Raw genomic sequence first — 19,533 nt, forward strand, 5'->3', positions numbered from 1 at the left:
AATTCGCTCCGCTCCTGTGCTCGTCCTTCCTAGACTGCAAAGGTTTTCTATTACACTGAAAAGAAGACAAAGGGCTAAAATCAAGATCATTTTAGCCCTTTGTCAACAATCTAAAAGTGAGCATTTGCTCACTTTTTTATTTTTGTTTTAAATAATGGATTTTTTCTATGAAAAAAGTCATGAAAAACCTTCACTATATCATTGAAACAACGCCCCTCAAATCCGATAAAAAAGGAGTAAGGATGATAAAAGGAGTGTGTTTTTGGATGAAAGTGAAAATATCATTACTTCTGATGGCAGCCATGCTTATGGTGCTCGCCGCATGCGGTAATCAACAGGAAGGGGCGCCAAAATCAACTGCGAAGCATATTGGCGTTATGCTCACAGATGATGGTCTTGGTGATCAATCATTTAACGATTCATCATTTAAAGGATTAGAAAAAGCACGTGATGAGCTTGGCATTGAATTTGATTATAGAGAAATTGCAGAAACTGATACATATGAAAAAGGGCTGACAGAACTCGTAAAAGATGGAAATGATCTTGTCATTGGTGTAGGTTTCAGTATGCAAGAAGACCTGGAAAAAGTCGCAAAGAAATATCCGAAGAAGCAGTTCCTTTTGATCGATGCTGTATCTGAGCTGAAAAATGTGACCTCTGTGACGTTTAAAGAAGAGCAAGGCAGCTATTTAGCGGGAGCACTTGCTGCAATGACAACGAAAAGCGATGTCATTGGATTTGTTGGGGGTGTTGACGCAGATGTCATTCATCGTTTTGAAAAAGGATTTCAAAAAGGCGCCAAATCAGTCAATCCGAAAATCAAGATCTTATCCACCTATGCCGGTACGTTTAGTGATGCAGGCAAGGGTAGTAAAATAGCCAAAGACATGATCAAAAAGAAAGCAGACGTTTTATATGCCGCAGCCGGTTATACAGGTGTCGGTGTATTAAAAGAAGCGCAGTCACAGGGGAAATATGCTATTGGTGTAGACAGCGATCAGTACTATACTGCTGAAAAAGCGGTCATTTCGTCTATGGTGAAAAAAGTCGATGAAGTGGTCTATCAATTCAGCGAACAGCTCGTTAAGAACAATCAAATGAAAAGCGGGCATGTTGTCTATGACTTAAGCAATGATGGAATCGATATGGCAAAAATCCGGATCCTGAAAAATGCTGAGACACTGACCAAAAAATTAAATGGTCTGAAGCAGACGCTTCTAAAAGAAGAGGGGGACGCATCATGAGCTTACGCGTCAAAATTTTACTCAACTCACTTATCTCACTTCTTTTAGCAGTTGGCGTTATCGCCTTTATCATTGTCAGCATGACAAAAATCCAATCATCAAATGAGACAGATGTCCAAACCTTATTAAATGTTCAAAAAACGAAGGCAAGCTTTGAAAGTGTCGAGCAAGCCATGACCAATTATTCGATGACACTCTCAGATGAACAGCTAGAGATCGTTCAAAACGATATTTCTACAGCAAAAAAACAGCTGCAAACGTTAAACAAACATGCAGGAAATATGAACAAAGAGGCATTAACAAGGTTAAATTCAAAATATGACACGTGGACCAAGGAAGCAAACAATGCCATTGGTGAAAAAAACGCATCGGATGCAAGACGTGTGGCAGCAAGAATTGATGGCGTTTTAAACGATGTGCATACGATGAATAAAAGGGCAGAAGAAGCGTATAAACAAAATCTAGAGGCTGCAGCAGACAATGTCCAATGGATTATCACAAGTGCACTCGTCTCAGCCCTCACACTGATTGTCATTGCCGTCTTTTTGAATATTGGATTAACGCGATCCATCGTGACACCCATTAAATCACTATCCTACAGAGCAAAGCAGATCGCAGAAGGCAACCTTGCTGTGGAGCGGATGGATATTCAGCGCAAGGATGAAATCGGCGGTTTGAATGAATCCTTTAATCAAATGACAGATCAGCTGATTAGTCTGATTAAAGAAATCAGCAATGTCTCAAGCCGAGTAGAGACATTCTCGATCCACCTGAATGATGAAAACAAAAAGATGATGGAGTCTGCGAATCAAGTATCTGTTTCGACAGACGAAATGGCCAATGGATCACAAGCGATTTCAGAAGATCTCCAGCACGGCGTCAGCTTGATTGAGAAAATGGACCAGCATGGACGTAAAAATTCCGAACGCTCACAAACGGTCATCCGCAGTACAGAGGATGCCATCGAAGCCGTAGAAAGCGGAAAGCACACGTTAACAGAAACAAAAAAAGCGATTGAAAAAAATACACATGCGACGAGACAAATCGAAGAATCAGCAGGAGAATTCACGCAATACGCCAGCGGAATCTCGGCCATGGCCAAAACGGTTTCTGACATTGCGGACCAAACAAACCTGCTTTCCTTAAACGCAGCCATTGAAGCGGCAAGAGCAGGTGAAGCTGGAAAAGGCTTTGCCGTTGTAGCAGATGAAATTCGCAAGCTTGCTGATGAATCGTCTAATGCAACAAGACAAATCTTTGACATGGTCAGTCATATTGAAAGAGGCATTCAATCCATTAGTCAAACTGTCCAAGAAGGGGTCAAGCTTTCACTTCAGCAGCAGGATGCGATGGACAAAACCTCACACTCCTTTGAAGATATAGAAACAAAAGCGCAGCATATTAAACAAGAAATGGCGGTCTTAAATGACCAAATTATGCAATCAACAGAACTTGGCGGACAAGTACTGCACTCGATTGAAAATATTAGTGCAGTGGTAGAAGAAACAGCAGCTGGCAGCGAAGAAATTTCTGCCTCAGCCAATGAACAGCTGCAATCGTTCCATCAAATGAACAAACAGGTCGAAGAATTGATGAGTATGACGGCAAGGTTAAATGAAACCGTGCAGCGATTTAAACTTTCATAAGAAAAGCACCCTTCCCGTGTTGTGTCAGGGAAGGGTGCTTTTTATGATCATTTGCCTGTAAAAAAGATCGCAAGCGTGCTAGGTCCTGAATGGGACCCAACAGCGGCGCCGATGATCTGAATATCAATTTCCTTTGGATGAAATTCGGCTTCGATCAGCTGTTTCATGTCTTCCGCCAGTGCAGGATCATCACCATGACTAATACCAACGGTTTGGTTCGACCAATCCGTTCCGCGTTCTTTCATTAGTTCAATAATGCGTTTCAGCAGCTTTTTACGTCCGCGGATTTTTTCAAGCGGGATGAGTTTTCCATCTTCGACATGTAAAATGGGCTTAATGCTTAACAAACCGCCAACAAATGCGGACGCTTTACTGATTCTTCCCCCTCTTGCTAAATACGATAAATCGTCTACAGTAAAAATATGTTGTAAAGATTCACAAAAATGCTTTACAGACGTTTCAATTTCTTGTATTGTATTTCCGTCAATGGCAAGTGATTGAGCGTGTTTGACAGCAAGCCCATAGCCGAGTGAAGCGCATTTAGAATCAATGATTCGTAAATCAAAATCAGGGTATTCTTCCTTCACTTCGTTTGCCATCATCACAGCTGTCTGGTATGTACCTGAAAGCTCTGATGAAAAAGCGACATAGATGGCAGATGTATGGGTTTGAGCGGCAGAAACAAAGGTTTCCTTGATCCGGTTTGGTGAAGCCTGTGACGTTTTTGGACTGGCTCCTTGTCTCATCGCATCAAATACTTGTTTTGGTTCAATGGTGATCAAATCCTCAAATTCCTGCTCGCCAAGCAATACGCGAAGCGGAATGAGCGTTATGTTATGTTCATCATAATAAGAAAGAGGCAGATCAGCAGCACTGTCTGCTATGATATGAACAGTCATATAAATCCCTTCTTTCTAAAAAATAAGCCATATTTTACATCTTTTTAGCCTAACTATATCATAGAAATCATCTTTTCGTGTTCAAATTCTAAATTTTAGGGAAAACCATAGAGAGAATGGTAAGTGGAGGAATGACAACATGTTCATTGGAGAAGCAAAAAAACTCATTGTCGTCGTTATTGGTGCATTACTCAATGCGATTGGACTGAATTTATTCTTAATCCCAGCTGACGTATATGCGAGCGGTTTTACAGGGGTAGCCCAGCTGTTATCCAGCTTAATCGATCAATATGCGCCATTTTATGTATCAACAGGGATTCTATTATTTATTTTAAACATTCCAGTCGGTATTTTAGGCTGGATGAAAGTTGGCCGTTCCTTTACTTTGTACAGCATCATCAGTGTTGCGCTGACGACCATTTTCCTTGGTATTTTACCAGAAACGAGCGTTTCCCACGATATTTTATTAAATGCTGTGTTTGGCGGTGTCATATCCGCAGTAGGGATTGGGATCACGCTCAAATACGGGGCATCAACAGGCGGACTCGACATTGTTGCTATGGTTTTAGCGAAATGGAAGGATAAACCGGTTGGCACGTATTTCTTCATTTTAAATGGAATCATCATTTTTACAGCAGGATTATTACAAGGTTGGGAGAAAGCATTATATACCCTTGTCACATTATATGTGACCACAAGGGTCATTGATGCCATCCATACAAGACATGAGAAGCTGACCGCGATGATTGTCACGAAGAAAGCAGATGAAATCAAAGAAGCCATTTATGGAAAAATGGTCAGAGGCATTACGACTGTACCTGCAAAAGGCGCATTCACCAACGAGCAAAAGGAAATGATGGTGATCGTCATTACAAGGTATGAGCTATATGAACTTGAACAAATTATTAAAGAAGTCGATCCAAAAGCCTTTACAAATATTGTTCAGACAACCAATATTCTTGGATTTTTCAGACGAGATTAAAAGGTGGGTAGCAGATGAAAAAAGGGTTGGTGCTTCTTCTCATTCTATTGGTTTTAGCCGCTTGTGGACAACAAAAAAAGGATGAACCAGACAAGGAGGTATCCGGTCAAATGGGAGAAAAAACGGTTGAGCTCACAGTAGACCCCGTCCAGAAAGGTTCTTCAGTTCAATTTAACATGTCGCTGAAAAATGAATCAGATCGAGATTTTGAATTTACCTTTAACACAAGCCAAAAATTCGAGCTTAGTTTGTATGACGAAAACGGGAATGAACAATACCGCTATTCGAAAGACCGTATGTTCACACAGGCCATCCAAACTTTTGTGCTGAAAAAAGGCGAGGCCTATGATTTTCAAGATACATGGTCAAACGGTGTAAAGCCCGGAACATACGAAGCAGTCGTAACGTTTAAAGGAAAAGCAGAAGGGCTGAAACAAATCACGGAGAAGAAAACATTCCAAGTCAAATAAGCAAGGGAATCAAAAAAGCTGTCCACTTAATGTGGCCAGCTTTTTTATGTTAGAGATCATCGAGCAAGTCTTGGAAGGTATGCAGCTGGTTTCTTTCTGCATCTGTCGAATTGGCAAATGCAGAGGATACGGCATTTTTCGCACGCTTGACTGCCTGTTGACGCTCTAACCCAGATGAAAATGAAGAAGTAAGAGCTTCTTCAGTAAACGATTTGGCTTGATCAAAAAGTTCGTTTCTCACAATGAACCTCCAGAAGCATCAGTCTTCATATTCCCTCTGTCTGACGCTTCTTCAAGTGTCGAACGATAAGGAAAACGTGCGTCATGAAGACTGACTGAATCTTTACCTTGTTGTATAAAGCGTTTCGATTTGCTTCTTTTACCCATTCGGAATCCGCCCCTTTACACAAGCTGACAGGACAACCTGTCTAACGGTAGTATGCCCGCTTCCATCTGCTATGTATGAATGGAAAAATTAAAGCGAGAAGTAATTCGTTAGAAACTTTGCAATCCCGTCTTGTTCATTTGTATCAGTGACTTCATTTGAGACACGTTTCACGGCATCAATTCCGTTGCCCATTGCTACACCGCATCCAGCAAATTCAAGCATTTCTAAATCATTGTCTTCATCTCCGAATGCGACAATCCGCTCCTTAGGAACGCCGTAATAATCACTGATCTTTTGCAGTCCAACGGCTTTGTTCATGCCTGTTTTAATGATTTCAATCACGTGCCACGGGGCAGCCCAGCGCCTGTGATCAATCATTTCTGCATGGACATCTGATAAATAGCTTCGAATGGCTCCAACGTCCTCTTCTTTTGCATGAATTAACACGCTCGTCACATTCTCTCCAAGGTTGTCCCTAAGGTCTCCAACAGTGACTTTGTTTGCATTCATATTAAAGATATCAATGAGTTTTTCATCATGATAATGGAAATACAAATCGTCTAACACTTCAGCTAACACATTGTGCACTTTATACTCTTCACTAATGTCTACAAGCTGTTTGACCACTTGAAGATCAAGTGACGTATGAAATCTGCCCCATTTTTCATCAAGAGGATGATGGACAAACGCTCCGTTAAAATTCACAATGGGTGAATCAAGCTGTAATTGCTGATAATAAGGAGAGCTGGATCGAAATGGCCGGCCTGTTGATATACAGACGTGATGACCGCTGTCTCTCACTTTTTGAATGACGTCAAGTGTGTGCGCAGAAATGGTTTTATCATCTTTTAATAATGTGCCATCCAGGTCAAGTGCGATTAGATAAGGTTTAGTCTCCATAAAATCTCCTTTGATCTGTAAGTGATAGGAGGCAATTTCATGTTAGCGCCTCTATCTATAGTGTATCTTTATCACATCTTTGTTGTCTACATGTTAAAATAAACAAAGACGGGAATGATAAAGGAGGATTCAGAGGCTGTGATCACCATTGATGAGCAAATTACGCGCGATATTCCATTTTTACATATCGTAAAAGCTGAAAATAAAGACAAACCGCTGCCGCTTGTATTTTTTATTCATGGATTTACAAGTGCACGCGAGCATAATTTACACTTCGCCTTCCATTTGGCGGAAAAAGGCATGAGAGTCATTTTGCCTGACTGTGCTTATCATGGTGTAAGATCAGAAAACCTCAGCTTAGAGGAACTGGCATCAAAGTTCTGGGAAATTGTCCTGAACGAAATTCGTGAAATCGATATACTCAAAACATACTTTCAAGAAAAACAATTGATTGAAGCCGATCTGATAGGCGTTGCGGGTACATCCATGGGCGGCATCACCACCTTTGGTGCACTTGCCAAGCATGATTGGATCAAAGCCGCTGTCAGCTTGATGGGAAGTCCAAACTATACGACATTTCTAAAAGCACAAATCATGGACATGCGTCACAAAGGGTTGATGAAAGACATTACAGACGAAGAGGTTCATCTGCAATTAGACGCTCTGCGCCCATATGATTTAACGCTGCAAACAGATCGATTAAACAAAAGACCGCTGTTATTCTGGCATGCAGAAAACGATCCTGTCGTCCCTTACCGGCACGCAAAAACTCTATATGATGAGTTAGTAGCCACACAATATAAGCAGGATCCGCATCTGATTCGTTTTATCACTGATGGACAAGCTGGACATAAGGTCTCAAGACAAGCGATGTTCGAAACGATTGACTGGTTTGAGACACATCTGAAAAGCACAAACGTTTAGTCATAAGAAAAAGTACGTTATACTAATGGAAAAAGGAGTGGATATCATGGATGAAGCATTGAAAGAAAATATTTTAGGCGCCCTAGAACAGGTGATTGACCCTGAGCTGAATGTCGACATCGTCAACCTTGGACTTGTCTATGATGTCGATCTTGATGAGAATGGAAAAGCGGATATCACCATGACCTTAACATCAATGGGTTGTCCTCTTGCACCAATTATCGTAGATGAAGTCAAAAAAGCATTAAGTGATCTTCCAGAAGTAAAAGAAACAGAAGTTCACATCGTATGGAATCCCCCTTGGACACGAGACAAAATGTCAAGATACGCAAAAATCGCGCTCGGTATTCAATAAGCACAAAATGAAAAATGCCTGGTATGAGTTAAACTCATGCCAGGTTTTTTTATGAAAAATTAAGGTGGAGGAAGAGAGTAGCTTGATATAATGGATGTAATTTTATAGAACGGAGTACCTATCATGAAACAAAAATGGCTATGGATCGTTCTTTTGATCGTATATGCTGCTGCATTTCTTATATCAATCACTATACGAGAAGGCCAAGTACACAAAAAAAAGGATCTTGAGGCTTTTACTGATGTCAGTCATCTCATGCCTGTCAAAATCAAAAAAGTTGTTCAAGGGAAAGAGATAGACACGTTAAAAGAAGTATTGAAAGAAGCAAAAGCTAAACACCTGCCGATTTCTATTGCCGGAAAACAGCATAGTATGGGCGGCCACACATATTATGAAAACGGCATCGTGCTCGATATGACGGAATTCCGCCAGATTTTAGCGTTTGATCCAAAAAAGAAAACGATTCGGGTTCAAAGCGGTGCTACATGGGATGATATACAAAAATATGTGAATCCATATGGCCTAGCTGTGAAGGTGATGCAATCGCAGAATATCTTTACAATTGGCGGATCTTTAAGTGCAAATGCACATGGACGTGACATTCGCTACGGGTCACTCATTGATACGGTACGTTCTTTTAGGCTGTTAAAAGCAAATGGTGAGATTGTCACAGTAAAGCCAGGTGATGATTTGTTTTCTGCGGTCATTGGGGGATACGGATTGTTCGGTGTCATTTTAGATGCTGATCTTTCTTTAACAAAAGATGAATTATATAAAATGGAGACAACCTCTCTAGATTACGATGAGTATACGGATTATTTTCAAAAGCATGTCAAACACAATAAAGAAGTACGCATGCATCTTGCCAGAATCTCAACAGCAAAAACAAACTTTTTGAAAGAAATGTATGTGACGAATTATTCCCTCTCTTCAGATCAAAAAAACGAATCATATCAAGAGCTGAAAGAAGATCAACTCGTTATGCCATTGAAATTTATGCTCGGCCTTTCCAGGAGATTTGATATGGGGAAAGATCTGCTCTGGAATTTGCAAAAGAAGTATTTCCTAAGTCAAAATGATCAGCTGATCACAAGAAACAATGTGATGCGTTCTGATTCTGCCTTTTTGGAATATAAAAATGAGTCAGACACAGATGTGCTGCAGGAATATTTCGTCCCAGTTGACCGTTTTCGTGCGTACATCGATGACATGAGAGCCTTTTTACAACAGGAAGATTTGAATCTAATGAATATCACAATCCGCTACGTTCAAAAAAATGAAAAAGCGGATCTCTCATATGCGAAACAAGATATGTTTGCCCTTGTGCTTTTAGTGAATTACGGGTTCGAAAAAGAAGAGAAGGCGGAAGCAGAGCGGATCATTCGAAAAATGACAGATATCACGCTGCGGCACGATGGAAGCTATTACTTACCGTACATGCCTTATCAAACGAAGGCGCAAATGAAGCGGGCTTATCCTAAAACCGATGTATTTTTCCAAAAGAAAAAACAAGCAGATCCAGATGGCACGTTTACCAACTACTTTTATGAGAGGTACAATACACAATGAATGCAAAAGCAATGAAATGGTTCGTCTACTCTCAAAGTCTGCTGTTTTTCGCCAGCAGTTTGATATTCCCCTTTTACATTCTTTTTATTAAAAATGTTGGATCAAGCTATTCACAGTTTGGACTCGCCTATGGTCTGTTTGGTTTAAGCGGTGCGTTTATTCATTTACTTTTAGGAAAACTGCCGGAAACCACCGACAGGCGGCTCTTTTTAATCATTCATTCGTTTGGTATGGCGTTTCTTTTATTGCTTTTTCCGCATATAACAGAAGTGGGGCAAGTGTATATAATCCAGCTTGCACTTGGTGCACTTGGTGGCTTTCAAAAACACGGAGAGAAATTGCTTGTTACTGATCTCACAACAGAGAACAAACGAATGAAAGAAGTCGGTCACTATCATTTTTGGACAGCCCTATTTTCATCCATTGCCATTATGCTTGGCGGCCTGTTTGCTGATTTCTTTACCGTTTACTTCATTTTTTATGCAAGCTCCATATTATATTTATGCAGTGCACTCATGGTCCTCTATATCAAAAACGAAAAATAAATCCGCATGTCTCATGAAGATATGCGGTTTTTTTGTTGAAAAAAAATGAAAACAAATATTAAATATACAATTGAATTAATTTTTATACATGTTATAATGTTAAATAATTTCACAAAGATCAAGAGGGTGTATTGACGTTGAAAATAGGTATTATAGGTGCTACAGGATACGGTGGTGCGGAATTGGTTCGTATCTTCAAGCATCACCCGCATGTGGAGGAATGTATATTGTATTCATCAAGTGGTGATGGGCAATCATACAGTCAATCTTATCCGCATCTAACAACGATTACTGACCAAACATTAAAAGCCATTGACCCGGCTGCCATTGTGCGAGAGACAGATGCTGTGTTTTTAGCGACACCAGCAGGCGTATCAAGCGAACTGACGCCAAAGCTTATGAATCAAGGAGTGCCGATCATTGATTTATCAGGTGATTTGCGCATTCAAGATGGAGCAACCTATGAAGCTTGGTATAAACGAAGGGCAGCGGATGCAGCATCTGTTCAACAAGCGGTGTACGGTTTATCCGAACTGAATCGTGACAAAATTCAACAGGCTGAAGTGATTGCCAATCCGGGCTGCTTTCCTACCGCAGTTCTTCTCGGTTTAGCACCGCTCATCAAACAGAATGTCATCGATGAATCCATGATTATAATAGATGCAAAAACAGGGGTGTCCGGTGCAGGACGATCTGCCTCACTTGGCACGCATTTTTCAGAACTAAACGATAACTTTAAAATTTATAAGGTGAATGAGCATCAGCATACGCCGGAAATAGAGCAAATATTAAGAGAATGGAATCCGCAGACGGCGAACGTCACATTTTCTACGCATCTTGTCCCGATGACAAGAGGGATTATGGCGACGATGTATACACAATTAAAAACAGATGTCACAAAAGAAGAATTGATGAAGCGAATGAAAGACTTTTATGAAGATTCCTATTTTGTCAGAGTGAGAGATCACGGCGTTTATCCACAAACGAAAGAAGTATACGGCAGTAACTTCTGTGATATTGGCTTTCATTTAGATGAGCGAACAGGGAGACTGACAATCGTGTCGGTCATAGACAATCTCATGAAAGGTGCGGCCGGTCAAGCGGTTCAAAACTTCAACATCATCAAAGGCTTACATGAAGAGGCGGGCCTCACAATGACACCTCTTTATCCATAAGAGAACAGGGGAGACAACAAACATGATCGAATTGAATGAAAAAAGCATTGTCAAAATAGATGGTGACGTATCATCACCAAAAGGCTTTGAAGCAAAGGGGATTCACATTGGCTTGCGCTATTCAAAAAAAGACCTTGGCCTCATCGTCAGCGAAGTGCCAGCAGCAAGTGCAGCGGTCTACACACAAAGTCACTTTCAAGCTGCGCCTCTCAAAGTCACACAACAAAGCTTAAAAAAGACAGGACAATTAAAAGGTGTCATTGTCAATAGTGCCATCGCCAATGCATGTACTGGTGAGCAGGGATTAAAAGACGCATACGACATGCAGGCAGCCTGTGCAGATATGTTAGGTGTAGCACCTGATTATATTGCTGTTTCTTCTACAGGTGTCATTGGGGAATGTCTTGAGATGGATAAAATCAAAAAGGGCATCGCCGAGTTAAAAGAAGCAAAAGCCGAAAAAGGCCATTTTGAAGAAGCGATCTTAACGACAGATACTGTCATTAAAAATACAGCATACACCCTTACGATAGACGGAAAAGAGATCATCATTTCAGGCGCAGCGAAAGGCTCTGGCATGATTCACCCGAACATGGCGACAATGCTTGGCTTTGTCACAACAGATGCAAATGTCGAACAGGAAGCCTTACAGCAAGCGCTTCGTGACATTACGGATGTGACCTTTAATCAAATTACCGTCGATGGAGAAACTTCGACAAACGATATGGTGCTTGTGATGGCAAATGGAATGGCACAAAACGATGCACTCAATGAAGAGCATCCAGAGTGGCCATTGTTTAAAGAAGGATTAAAACTAGCTTGCGAGGATTTAGCCAAAGAGATTGCGAGAGATGGAGAAGGCGCAACCAAATTAATTGAAGCAAAAGTCGCTGGTGCTAAAAATAACTTGGAAGCCGGCATCATTGCAAAAAAAATCGTTGGTTCAAGTCTTGTTAAAACCGCTGTATATGGTACAGATGCCAACTGGGGCCGAATCGTTGGAGCTATTGGTCATAGCGCAGCTTCCGTCACACCGGAAGAGGTAGAAGTCTATTTAGGCGGACAATGTTTATTCAAACACAATGAACCGCAGCCATTCTCAGAAGAGGAAGCAAAAGCATATCTAGAGCAGGATGAGATTACGATTTTCATTCAAATGAGTGAGGGGAATGGTGAAGCTGCAGCATGGGGCTGTGATCTTACCTATGATTATGTGAAAATTAACGCGAGCTATCGCACATAAAGAAGGAGATAGACATGAATAAAACGATCGTGTTCAAGTGTGGAGGCAGTGTCATTCGAGAACTTTCAGATACATTTTATGAAAATGTCCGCTCACTTCAAGCTGCTGGATTTAAGCTGGCTATCGTGCATGGCGGAGGACCTGAAATCACCGACATGCTGCAAAAATTAGAAGTGAAAACAGAATTTGTTGACGGTCAGCGTAAAACAACGAAGCCTGTGTTAGAGGTAGCCGAAATGGTTCTCTCGGGAACAGTCAATAAATACTTTGTGTCAGAGCTCGCAAAGCATGATATATCATCTGTCGGCGTATCCGGTAAAGATGGGCAGATGCTTGTCGCCGATTTCCTTGATCAAGACGTTTACGGGTACGTTGGTGAAATCAAAGAAGTTCATCCAGAAATGGCAGAAGCACTCATGGAAAAACAATTCATTCCTGTGATTGCGCCGCTGTCTATGACGGAAGAATGCCAAACCTTAAATGTGAATGCTGATTTAGCTGCATCAGCTGTCGCCGGAGCTATGAAAGCTGATAAGCTCATGTTTGTCACAGATGTTGAAGGCATTTTAAAAAATGGTGAACTATTAGATGTCGTCACAGAACAAGAAGCCCTTTCACTCATTGATGAAGGCATTATTTCCGGGGGAATGATTCCAAAAGTACAATCCGCTTTGAGTGCTTTATCAGGTGATGTAGATGAAGTGATGATCGTAAATGGCAAAGGCAGTATCTTTACAGGAGAAACCTTTAAAGGAACAAGAATCGTGAAACAAAAGGAGGCGGTCCTGTGAGTCATCTTTTTCAAAACTATGGACGGTGGAATGTTGAAATCAAAGAGGCAGCAGGTTCTTGGGCAATCGATACAAATGGAAAAAAATATTTAGACTTTATACAAGGCATTGCTGTTACAAATTTAGGCCACAATCACCCAAAGGTCAATCAAGCCATTAAGGAACAGCTTGACCACGTCTGGCATGTATCGAATCTATTTGAAAATGGACTGCAAGAAAAAGCAGCAGAAAAGCTGGCAGCAAACAGTTCAGGGGATCTCGTGTTTTTCTGTAATAGCGGGGCAGAGGCAAATGAAGGTGCCATTAAATTAGCACGTAAAGCGACTGGGAAAACAAATATCGTCACATTTTTGCACTCTTTCCATGGGCGCACGTATGCTGGTATGGCTGCCACAGGTCAAGATAAAATCAAAACTGGCTTTGGCCCTATGCTAGAAGGCTTTCACTACGTACCGTTTAATGATCCAGACGCTATGTCAGCCTGTGCAGTCGATGATGTGGCAGCGGTGATGCTGGAGGTTGTGCAAGGTGAAGGTGGAGTGAATCCAGCGACACCAGCATTTCTTGAAGCCGTTCAAGCATTTTGCAAAAAGCATGAAGCACTGCTGATTGTAGATGAAATTCAAACGGGCATCGGTCGTACAGGAACAGCATTTGCGTACGAAGAGACGTGTCTTGACCCTGATATTATCTCAGCAGCAAAAGGGTTAGGGAACGGCTTTCCAGTTGGTGCAGTCATAGGGAAAAAAGCTCTAGGAGATGCATTCTCTCCAGGTTCACATGGTACAACATTTGGTGGGAATATGCTCGCCATGGCCGCTGTGAATGCGACACTCGATGTCATTTTCAAAGAAGAGTTTCTTTCAGAAGTGAAAGAAAAGGGTGATTACCTGTTAGAAAAGCTGCAAAATGTCAAACAGCTGAATATCGTAAAAGAAGTGCGGGGAAAAGGATTGATGGCAGGTATTGAATGTGATCAGCCAGTCGCCGGCTATATCACAGCTCTTAGAGAACAAGGGCTGCTGGTGCTTCCAGCTGGTCCGAATGTCATTCGTTTATTACCTCCGCTGAATGTGAAGAAAACAGAGCTGGATCAAGCGATCGAAGCAATTGTTCAAGTATTAGCCAATAAAACAGTTTCGGTGTAAATTTTTTTACAAACGAACGTATAAAAATACATTTGTATCATTAATTATTCAATTTTTGGGGTGACATAAGCATGAAAGGTTATTTAAATTTAGAAGATGGAGCCTCTTTTGAAGGAGATCTGACAGGAGAAGCTGGCATCACAGGTGAAGTGGTCTTTTTTACAGGTATGACAGGTTATCAAGAGGTGCTCACAGATCCTTCCTATAAAGGTCAGATCATTGTTTTCACATATCCGCTGATCGGAAATTACGGCATTAACCATGAAGACTTTGAGAGCAAGAAGCCTCAAGTAAAAGCGGTAGTTGTTTACGAGGCAGCAGAGCATTTTTCACATCATCTTGCAGCGGTCAGCTTAAAAGATTATTTACAAAAGTGGAATATCCCGCTTCTGACACATACAGATACGCGCGCAGTTGTGCAAAACATCCGGGCAAATGGAACGATGAACGCTGTGCTCAGTGTAGACGAAAACGAAACGCCGCCTGCAATGAAACAAGACAATGTCGTCGCACAGGTGACAGATAGTGAGATCTACACACAAGGCAGCGGTGAGGAACATGTGGCGCTCATTGATTTTGGCTTTAAAAAATCAATTGCAGATTCGCTTGCAGCGCGCGGCTGTAAAGTAACCGTCATTCCATATAAACAAATGGAAAAGGTATTTGAGATCAAGCCGGATGCGATCCTCTTGTCAAACGGACCTGGAGACCCGAAAACCATGACACCGTATTTAAAAACAATTCATGACATCATGATGTCATTTCCGACACTTGGGATCTGCCTAGGTCACCAATTAATCGCTCTTGCACTTGGCGGAGATACGTATAAGCTGCCATTTGGCCACAGGGGAGCGAATCATCCTGTTCAGGATACAGAATCCAAACGTGTCTTTATGACAAGTCAGAACCATAGCTATGTTGTGAATGAAAAAAGCATGAATGACAAAGAAGTGGACGTGAAATTCCTTCATGTCAACGATGGATCTGTAGAAGGATTCATTCATAAAGAAAAGCTGATTATGTCAGTTCAATTTCATCCAGAAGCACACCCAGGGCCTGCTGAAAGTGAATGGGTATTCGATGATTTTATTGAGAAAGTGAAACAAGCAAGGAGAGAAGTCGCACATGCCTAAAGATCAAAGCATACAAACCATTCTAGTCATCGGGTCTGGTCCAATCATCATTGGTCAGGCAGCAGAATTTGATTACTCAGGAACACAAGGATGTATGGCCTTAAAAGAAGAAGGCTACAAAGTCATCTTAGTGAATAATAACCCAGCAACCATTATGACAGACGAGTCATTTGCTGATGAAATCTATTTTGAACCGCTTTCAGTTGATTCAGTGACAAGAATTATTGAAAAGGAAAAACCAGATGGTCTTTTAGCCAACCTTGGCGGACAGACAGCTTTAAACCTTGCTGTCGAGCTAGAAAAAGCCGGTGTGCTGAAAAAGCATGGAGTGACCCTGCTCGGAACGTCAGTTGAAACCATTGAAAACGGTGAAGATCGAGAGAAATTCCGTGCTCTCATGAAGCATTTGAACGAACCTGTGCCAGATAGTGAAATTGTGGATAATGCGGAAGATGCTCTTCAATTTGCAAAAGAAGTCGGCTTCCCAGTCATCCTAAGACCAGCATACACACTTGGCGGTAAAGGCGGCGGAATCGCTCTAACAGAAGAGGCTTTTAAGCCGCTCATTGAAGGAGCTCTTTTAGCGAGTCCAATTCACCAGTGTTTAGTTGAAAAAAGCATAGCTGGCTTTAAAGAAGTCGAATATGAGGTCATGAGAGACCGTCAAAATACGTGTATCACGGTATGCAACATGGAAAATATCGATCCAGTTGGTGTGCATACAGGAGACTCGATTGTCGTTGCACCTTCCCAAACATTAACGGATCAGGATTATCAAATGCTCCGTTCAGCGAGCCTGAAAATCATTTCAGCGCTGGATGTAGTCGGCGGCTGCAACATTCAATTTGCCCTTGATCCACTCAGTAAAGAATACTTTGTCATTGAGGTGAATCCTCGGGTCAGCCGTTCTTCTGCTCTTGCATCAAAAGCAACAGGCTATCCGATTGCGAAAATGGCAGCTAAGCTTGCGGTGGGTTATACGCTAGACGAATTGAAAAACCCGCTTACAGGTACAACCTATGCTAGTTTTGAGCCGGCACTAGATTATGTTGTCGTGAAATTCCCGCGCTGGCCGTTTGATAAATTTAAACAGGCAGACCGTCAATTAGGCACAAAAATGAAGGCGACTGGTGAAGTCATGGCGATTGATCGGAATTTAGAGTCAGCCATTCAAAAAGCAGTTGCATCACTTGAAATTAAAACGAAGGGCTTCCACCTGCCAGAACTGAAAGAGCAATCGACAGAACTTTTATTTGAACTTATCAAAACACCAGACGATCGCCGGTTTTTCGCTGTTATGGAGCTTCTTTCAAGACAAGAAAAGGTTGAAACAATTCATCAAACGACGAAAATCGATCGATTCTTCTTACATGTGTTCCAGAATATGATTACGCTCGAACAAGAATTGAAAGATCATAAGGGGACTCTATCAAAAGATACCTTGAAAAAGGTAAAGGAAAAGGGTTTCCTTGATGAAACGATTGCTCTGCTTACGGGTCACACGGAAGAGTCAATCAGGCAGCTTCGTCAAGAATACGGCATTGCTGCTTCATTTAAAATTGTCGACACATGTGCGGCGGAATTTGATGCTAAAACGAATTACTTCTATTCCACCTACTTCGGCAAAAGCGATGGTGAACATCAAGAAAAAACAAAGCAGCGTGCACTCATCATTGGCTCTGGTCCGATTCGAATCGGGCAGGGGGTCGAGTTTGATTATAGCGCTGTTCATGGCGTTCTGACCTTGCAAAAGCTTGGATTTGAAACCATCATGATGAACAACAATCCAGAAACAGTCAGTACTGATTATGAGATTGCAGATCGTTTATATTTTGAGCCGATTACATTAGAGCACATCCTAAACGTTGTGGAAGCAGAACAAATTGATTTTGTCATTGTCCAATTTGGCGGACAGACTGCGATTAACGTCGCAGAAGGCTTAGAAAAAGCCGGTGTCACATTGTTAGGTACGTCCTTTGATACGCTGGATGCACTTGAAGACCGCGATTTATTCTATCAGCTTCTTGATGAACTGAATCTTCCTCACGCAAAAGGAGATACGGCTCATTCAAAAGAAGAAGCACTCGTACATGCGAAAAGCATCGGTTACCCTGTATTAATTCGTCCATCGTATGTCATTGGCGGAATGGGAATGATCGTTGTTCAGTCAGAAGCACATTTGGCATCACTGCTTGATCAGCCAGATCATTTGCCATACCCAATCTTAATTGATGAGTATGTCACGGGAAAAGAAATTGAAGTCGATCTTATTTCTGACGGAAAAAAGGCGTTCATTCCAACCATCGTAGAACATATTGAGAAAGCGGGCGTGCACTCAGGTGACAGCTTTGCCATTTTACCAAGTATCTCAATCAGTGAAGACATCAAACAGCAGGTGCATACCGCGTCTGAACAAATAGCGAAGAAATTATCATTCAAGGGCATTATGAATATCCAATTTGTCATCAAAGGGGATCAGGCGCTTGTATTAGAAGTGAATCCGCGGGCAAGCCGGACTGTACCAGTCGTCAGTAAGGTAATGGGCATTGATATGATCCCAATGGCCACTCAATTATTAGCTGGTGCATCGCTTGAAGAACTAAACCCTGCAACGAAAAACAAAGGGGGGACAGCGGTCAAATTCCCAGTGTTCTCATCACATGCCATTCAAGATATCGACCTCAAGCTGACACCTGAAATGAAAGCGACTGGAGAAGGAATGTGTGTAGGCAAGAACGCCGAAAGCGCATTGAAAAAAGTATTTGCACCGATCTGGAAGCAAAAAGGAAGCCTTTTTATACAAGGCAGCGAGCAATTGATAGATGAAGCGAAGCATGCAGGCTTTGACGTCTGGACTGGCAGCTTTGAATCTTGGCTGCAGAATGAAGATAAATCCCTTCATATTCATTTAGGAGAAGATGAAGAGGCAAAAGAGCAGCGTGTAAAAGCACTCACACACGGCGTTCAAGTCCTAACCGAATATGAAACAGTTCAAGCATTCCTGCAAGGAAAAAATGGAGATGTATCACCAGTATCGCTCCATGAATTATATAAAAAGGAAGTGACGGCATGAGTCAAGTCCACGTGCAACCGGCATTATACGGAAAAGACTTTTTATCATTAAAAGATTTCTCAATCCATGAGATTGCATATTTAATTGAAAAAGCGGAAGAAATGAAACAAAACCCATATCAAGATTTATTCAAAGGAAAAACGTTAGCGATGATCTTTGAAAAATCTTCAACTAGAACCCGTGTCTCGTTTGAAGCGGGGATGACGCAGCTAGGAGGACATGCGCTCTTCCTCAGCTCAAATGATTTGCAAATTGGCAGAGGAGAAACCATCAGTGATACAGCGCAGGTGCTGTCTGGTTATGTCGACGGTATTATGATTCGAACCTTTGAACATGAGAAGGTTGAAGAGCTTGCACAATACGCGTCTATTCCAGTCATTAATGGATTAACCGACTACTCACATCCATGTCAGGCGCTTGCTGATTTATTAACCATTAAAGAAACAAAAGGTACTTTAAAAGGAATCAAAGTGGTTTATATCGGTGACGGAAATAACGTGGCGCACTCCTTGATGGTCGGCTGTGCGCAGCTAGGCTGTGACATTGCGGTTGCATCACCAAAAGGCTATGAACCACTTCAAGAAGTCACAGACACTGCCCGTGAGTTTGCAAAACAATCAGGGGCAGAAGTGACCGTGACCACAGATCCTGTTGCAGCTGTAAAAGATGCAAATGTTATTTATTCAGATGTGTTTACAAGCATGGGGCAGGAAGCAGAAACAGAGAAACGTCTTGCTGAATTTAAAGAATATCAAGTCAATAACGAACTGATGAGTCATGCAGCAAAGGATTATATTTTCCTTCATTGTCTCCCGGCACATCGCGGGGAAGAAGTGACGGCAGATATTATTGACGGGCCGCACTCAAAAGTATTTCAACAGGCAGAAAACCGCCTGCATGTGCAAAAAGCGTTAATGAAAGAACTTATGTATCAACCATCCAAATAAATCCAAGTGTCCCTGACTCGTATGAGCAGGGACTTTTTGCATAAAGGATTGGAGAGGCAAGGGACGGGACATAATAACATCAATCGAGAAAGGAGGATGAA

General features: G+C 41.7%; 19 protein-coding genes. 15 read left to right on the forward strand and 4 right to left on the reverse strand.

Annotated elements, in window-relative coordinates; genetic code table 11:
- Window positions 1-266 precede the first annotated feature (266 nt).
- Both NSS80_RS05575 and NSS80_RS05580 read left to right on the forward strand, forming a co-directional pair.
- Window positions 267-1,244 (forward strand): BMP family ABC transporter substrate-binding protein, encoded by a 978-nt coding sequence (locus NSS80_RS05575; protein ID WP_041117101.1) that lies wholly within the window; start codon window positions 267-269, stop codon window positions 1,242-1,244.
- On the forward strand, window positions 1,241-2,890 hold the full coding sequence (locus NSS80_RS05580; protein WP_041117103.1) for a methyl-accepting chemotaxis protein: 1,650 nt from the start codon (window positions 1,241-1,243) through the stop codon (window positions 2,888-2,890). Before NSS80_RS05575 ends, NSS80_RS05580 begins: the two co-directional genes overlap by 4 nt.
- Before the next feature lie 47 nt (window positions 2,891-2,937).
- Here the strand turns inward: NSS80_RS05580 and NSS80_RS05585 are convergent, their stop codons facing one another.
- Window positions 2,938-3,789 carry a DegV family protein gene (locus tag NSS80_RS05585; RefSeq protein WP_024425073.1) on the reverse strand — a complete coding sequence of 284 codons (852 nt, stop codon included), beginning with the start codon at window positions 3,787-3,789 and terminating at the stop codon, window positions 2,938-2,940.
- A 139-nt stretch (window positions 3,790-3,928) separates the two neighbouring features.
- Between NSS80_RS05585 and NSS80_RS05590 the strand changes: the two genes are divergently transcribed.
- Window positions 3,929-4,771 carry a YitT family protein gene (locus NSS80_RS05590; RefSeq protein ID WP_024425072.1) on the forward strand — a complete coding sequence of 281 codons (843 nt, stop codon included), beginning with the start codon at window positions 3,929-3,931 and terminating at the stop codon, window positions 4,769-4,771.
- Between the two features lie 14 nt (window positions 4,772-4,785).
- Window positions 4,786-5,241 (forward strand): BsuPI-related putative proteinase inhibitor, encoded by a 456-nt coding sequence (locus tag NSS80_RS05595; RefSeq protein ID WP_317222113.1) that lies wholly within the window; start codon window positions 4,786-4,788, stop codon window positions 5,239-5,241.
- 49 nt (window positions 5,242-5,290) lie between these two features.
- Here NSS80_RS05595 and NSS80_RS05600 read toward each other — a convergent pair whose 3' ends face one another.
- From NSS80_RS05600 to NSS80_RS05610, 3 genes are all read right to left on the reverse strand, one after another.
- Window positions 5,291-5,482 (reverse strand): DUF3813 domain-containing protein, encoded by a 192-nt coding sequence (locus NSS80_RS05600; protein WP_024425070.1) that lies wholly within the window; start codon window positions 5,480-5,482, stop codon window positions 5,291-5,293.
- Window positions 5,479-5,628, reverse strand: coding sequence for a hypothetical protein (locus NSS80_RS05605; RefSeq protein WP_024425069.1), 150 nt, complete (start codon window positions 5,626-5,628; stop codon window positions 5,479-5,481). The genes NSS80_RS05600 and NSS80_RS05605 overlap by 4 nt, the downstream gene beginning before the upstream one ends.
- Before the next feature lie 88 nt (window positions 5,629-5,716).
- Window positions 5,717-6,529 carry a Cof-type HAD-IIB family hydrolase gene (locus tag NSS80_RS05610; protein WP_041117106.1) on the reverse strand — a complete coding sequence of 271 codons (813 nt, stop codon included), beginning with the start codon at window positions 6,527-6,529 and terminating at the stop codon, window positions 5,717-5,719.
- A gap of 138 nt (window positions 6,530-6,667) precedes the next feature.
- Between NSS80_RS05610 and NSS80_RS05615 the strand changes: the two genes are divergently transcribed.
- The 11 genes from NSS80_RS05615 to argF all read left to right on the forward strand — a co-directional run bounded on the left by NSS80_RS05615 (window position 6,668) and on the right by argF (window position 19,432).
- On the forward strand, window positions 6,668-7,453 hold the full coding sequence (locus NSS80_RS05615) for an alpha/beta fold hydrolase (protein ID WP_034282104.1): 786 nt from the start codon (window positions 6,668-6,670) through the stop codon (window positions 7,451-7,453).
- Between the two features lie 46 nt (window positions 7,454-7,499).
- Window positions 7,500-7,808 carry a metal-sulfur cluster assembly factor gene (locus tag NSS80_RS05620; RefSeq protein WP_024425066.1) on the forward strand — a complete coding sequence of 103 codons (309 nt, stop codon included), beginning with the start codon at window positions 7,500-7,502 and terminating at the stop codon, window positions 7,806-7,808.
- Window positions 7,809-7,931: 123 nt separating this feature from the next.
- Window positions 7,932-9,377: an FAD-binding oxidoreductase gene (locus NSS80_RS05625; protein WP_041117108.1), complete on the forward strand. Its 1,446-nt coding sequence runs from the start codon at window positions 7,932-7,934 to the stop codon at window positions 9,375-9,377.
- Window positions 9,374-9,922 carry an MFS transporter gene (locus tag NSS80_RS05630; protein ID WP_317222112.1) on the forward strand — a complete coding sequence of 183 codons (549 nt, stop codon included), beginning with the start codon at window positions 9,374-9,376 and terminating at the stop codon, window positions 9,920-9,922. Before NSS80_RS05625 ends, NSS80_RS05630 begins: the two co-directional genes overlap by 4 nt.
- 137 nt (window positions 9,923-10,059) lie before the next feature.
- A complete protein-coding gene (gene argC / locus NSS80_RS05635) occupies window positions 10,060-11,097 on the forward strand; it encodes an N-acetyl-gamma-glutamyl-phosphate reductase (RefSeq protein WP_267542777.1) in 1,038 nt (345 codons plus the stop codon).
- A 22-nt stretch (window positions 11,098-11,119) separates the two neighbouring features.
- Window positions 11,120-12,340 (forward strand): bifunctional ornithine acetyltransferase/N-acetylglutamate synthase, encoded by a 1,221-nt coding sequence (gene argJ / locus NSS80_RS05640; protein ID WP_212052704.1) that lies wholly within the window; start codon window positions 11,120-11,122, stop codon window positions 12,338-12,340.
- Between the two features lie 14 nt (window positions 12,341-12,354).
- Window positions 12,355-13,131, forward strand: a complete 777-nt coding sequence (gene argB, locus NSS80_RS05645; RefSeq protein WP_025093396.1) for an acetylglutamate kinase — start codon at window positions 12,355-12,357, stop codon at window positions 13,129-13,131.
- Window positions 13,128-14,279: an acetylornithine transaminase gene (locus tag NSS80_RS05650; protein WP_317222111.1), complete on the forward strand. Its 1,152-nt coding sequence runs from the start codon at window positions 13,128-13,130 to the stop codon at window positions 14,277-14,279. The genes argB and NSS80_RS05650 overlap by 4 nt, the downstream gene beginning before the upstream one ends.
- 71 nt (window positions 14,280-14,350) lie before the next feature.
- Window positions 14,351-15,412, forward strand: a complete 1,062-nt coding sequence (locus NSS80_RS05655; protein ID WP_024425061.1) for a carbamoyl phosphate synthase small subunit — start codon at window positions 14,351-14,353, stop codon at window positions 15,410-15,412.
- Entirely contained in the window at window positions 15,405-18,485 is a 3,081-nt protein-coding gene (locus NSS80_RS05660; protein ID WP_317222110.1) for a carbamoyl phosphate synthase large subunit, read from the forward strand. The genes NSS80_RS05655 and NSS80_RS05660 overlap by 8 nt, the downstream gene beginning before the upstream one ends.
- Window positions 18,482-19,432, forward strand: coding sequence for an ornithine carbamoyltransferase (argF, locus tag NSS80_RS05665; RefSeq protein ID WP_317222109.1), 951 nt, complete (start codon window positions 18,482-18,484; stop codon window positions 19,430-19,432). Before NSS80_RS05660 ends, argF begins: the two co-directional genes overlap by 4 nt.
- Window positions 19,433-19,533: the final 101 nt, after the last annotated feature.

Source organism: Bacillus sp. FSL M8-0350, assembly GCF_038593345.1.
GTDB classification, from domain to species: domain Bacteria; phylum Bacillota; class Bacilli; order Bacillales; family Bacillaceae; genus Bacillus; species Bacillus safensis.

Excerpts from the sequence above, each read along its gene's own strand:
- NSS80_RS05575 (WP_041117101.1), top strand. The coding sequence starts at position 267 with ATGAAAGTGAAAATATCATTACTTCTGATGGCAGCCATGCTTATGGTG.
- NSS80_RS05580 (WP_041117103.1), top strand. The coding sequence starts at position 1,241 with ATGAGCTTACGCGTCAAAATTTTACTCAACTCACTTATCTCACTTCTT.
- NSS80_RS05585 (WP_024425073.1), bottom strand. The coding sequence starts at position 3,789 with ATGACTGTTCATATCATAGCAGACAGTGCTGCTGATCTGCCTCTTTCT.
- NSS80_RS05590 (WP_024425072.1), top strand. The coding sequence starts at position 3,929 with ATGTTCATTGGAGAAGCAAAAAAACTCATTGTCGTCGTTATTGGTGCA.
- NSS80_RS05595 (WP_317222113.1), top strand. The coding sequence starts at position 4,786 with ATGAAAAAAGGGTTGGTGCTTCTTCTCATTCTATTGGTTTTAGCCGCT.
- NSS80_RS05605 (WP_024425069.1), bottom strand. The coding sequence starts at position 5,628 with ATGGGTAAAAGAAGCAAATCGAAACGCTTTATACAACAAGGTAAAGAT.
- NSS80_RS05610 (WP_041117106.1), bottom strand. The coding sequence starts at position 6,529 with ATGGAGACTAAACCTTATCTAATCGCACTTGACCTGGATGGCACATTA.
- NSS80_RS05620 (WP_024425066.1), top strand. The coding sequence starts at position 7,500 with ATGGATGAAGCATTGAAAGAAAATATTTTAGGCGCCCTAGAACAGGTG.
- NSS80_RS05625 (WP_041117108.1), top strand. The coding sequence starts at position 7,932 with ATGAAACAAAAATGGCTATGGATCGTTCTTTTGATCGTATATGCTGCT.
- NSS80_RS05630 (WP_317222112.1), top strand. The coding sequence starts at position 9,374 with ATGAATGCAAAAGCAATGAAATGGTTCGTCTACTCTCAAAGTCTGCTG.
- argJ (WP_212052704.1), top strand. The coding sequence starts at position 11,120 with ATGATCGAATTGAATGAAAAAAGCATTGTCAAAATAGATGGTGACGTA.
- argB (WP_025093396.1), top strand. The coding sequence starts at position 12,355 with ATGAATAAAACGATCGTGTTCAAGTGTGGAGGCAGTGTCATTCGAGAA.
- NSS80_RS05655 (WP_024425061.1), top strand. The coding sequence starts at position 14,351 with ATGAAAGGTTATTTAAATTTAGAAGATGGAGCCTCTTTTGAAGGAGAT.
- NSS80_RS05660 (WP_317222110.1), top strand. The coding sequence starts at position 15,405 with ATGCCTAAAGATCAAAGCATACAAACCATTCTAGTCATCGGGTCTGGT.
- argF (WP_317222109.1), top strand. The coding sequence starts at position 18,482 with ATGAGTCAAGTCCACGTGCAACCGGCATTATACGGAAAAGACTTTTTA.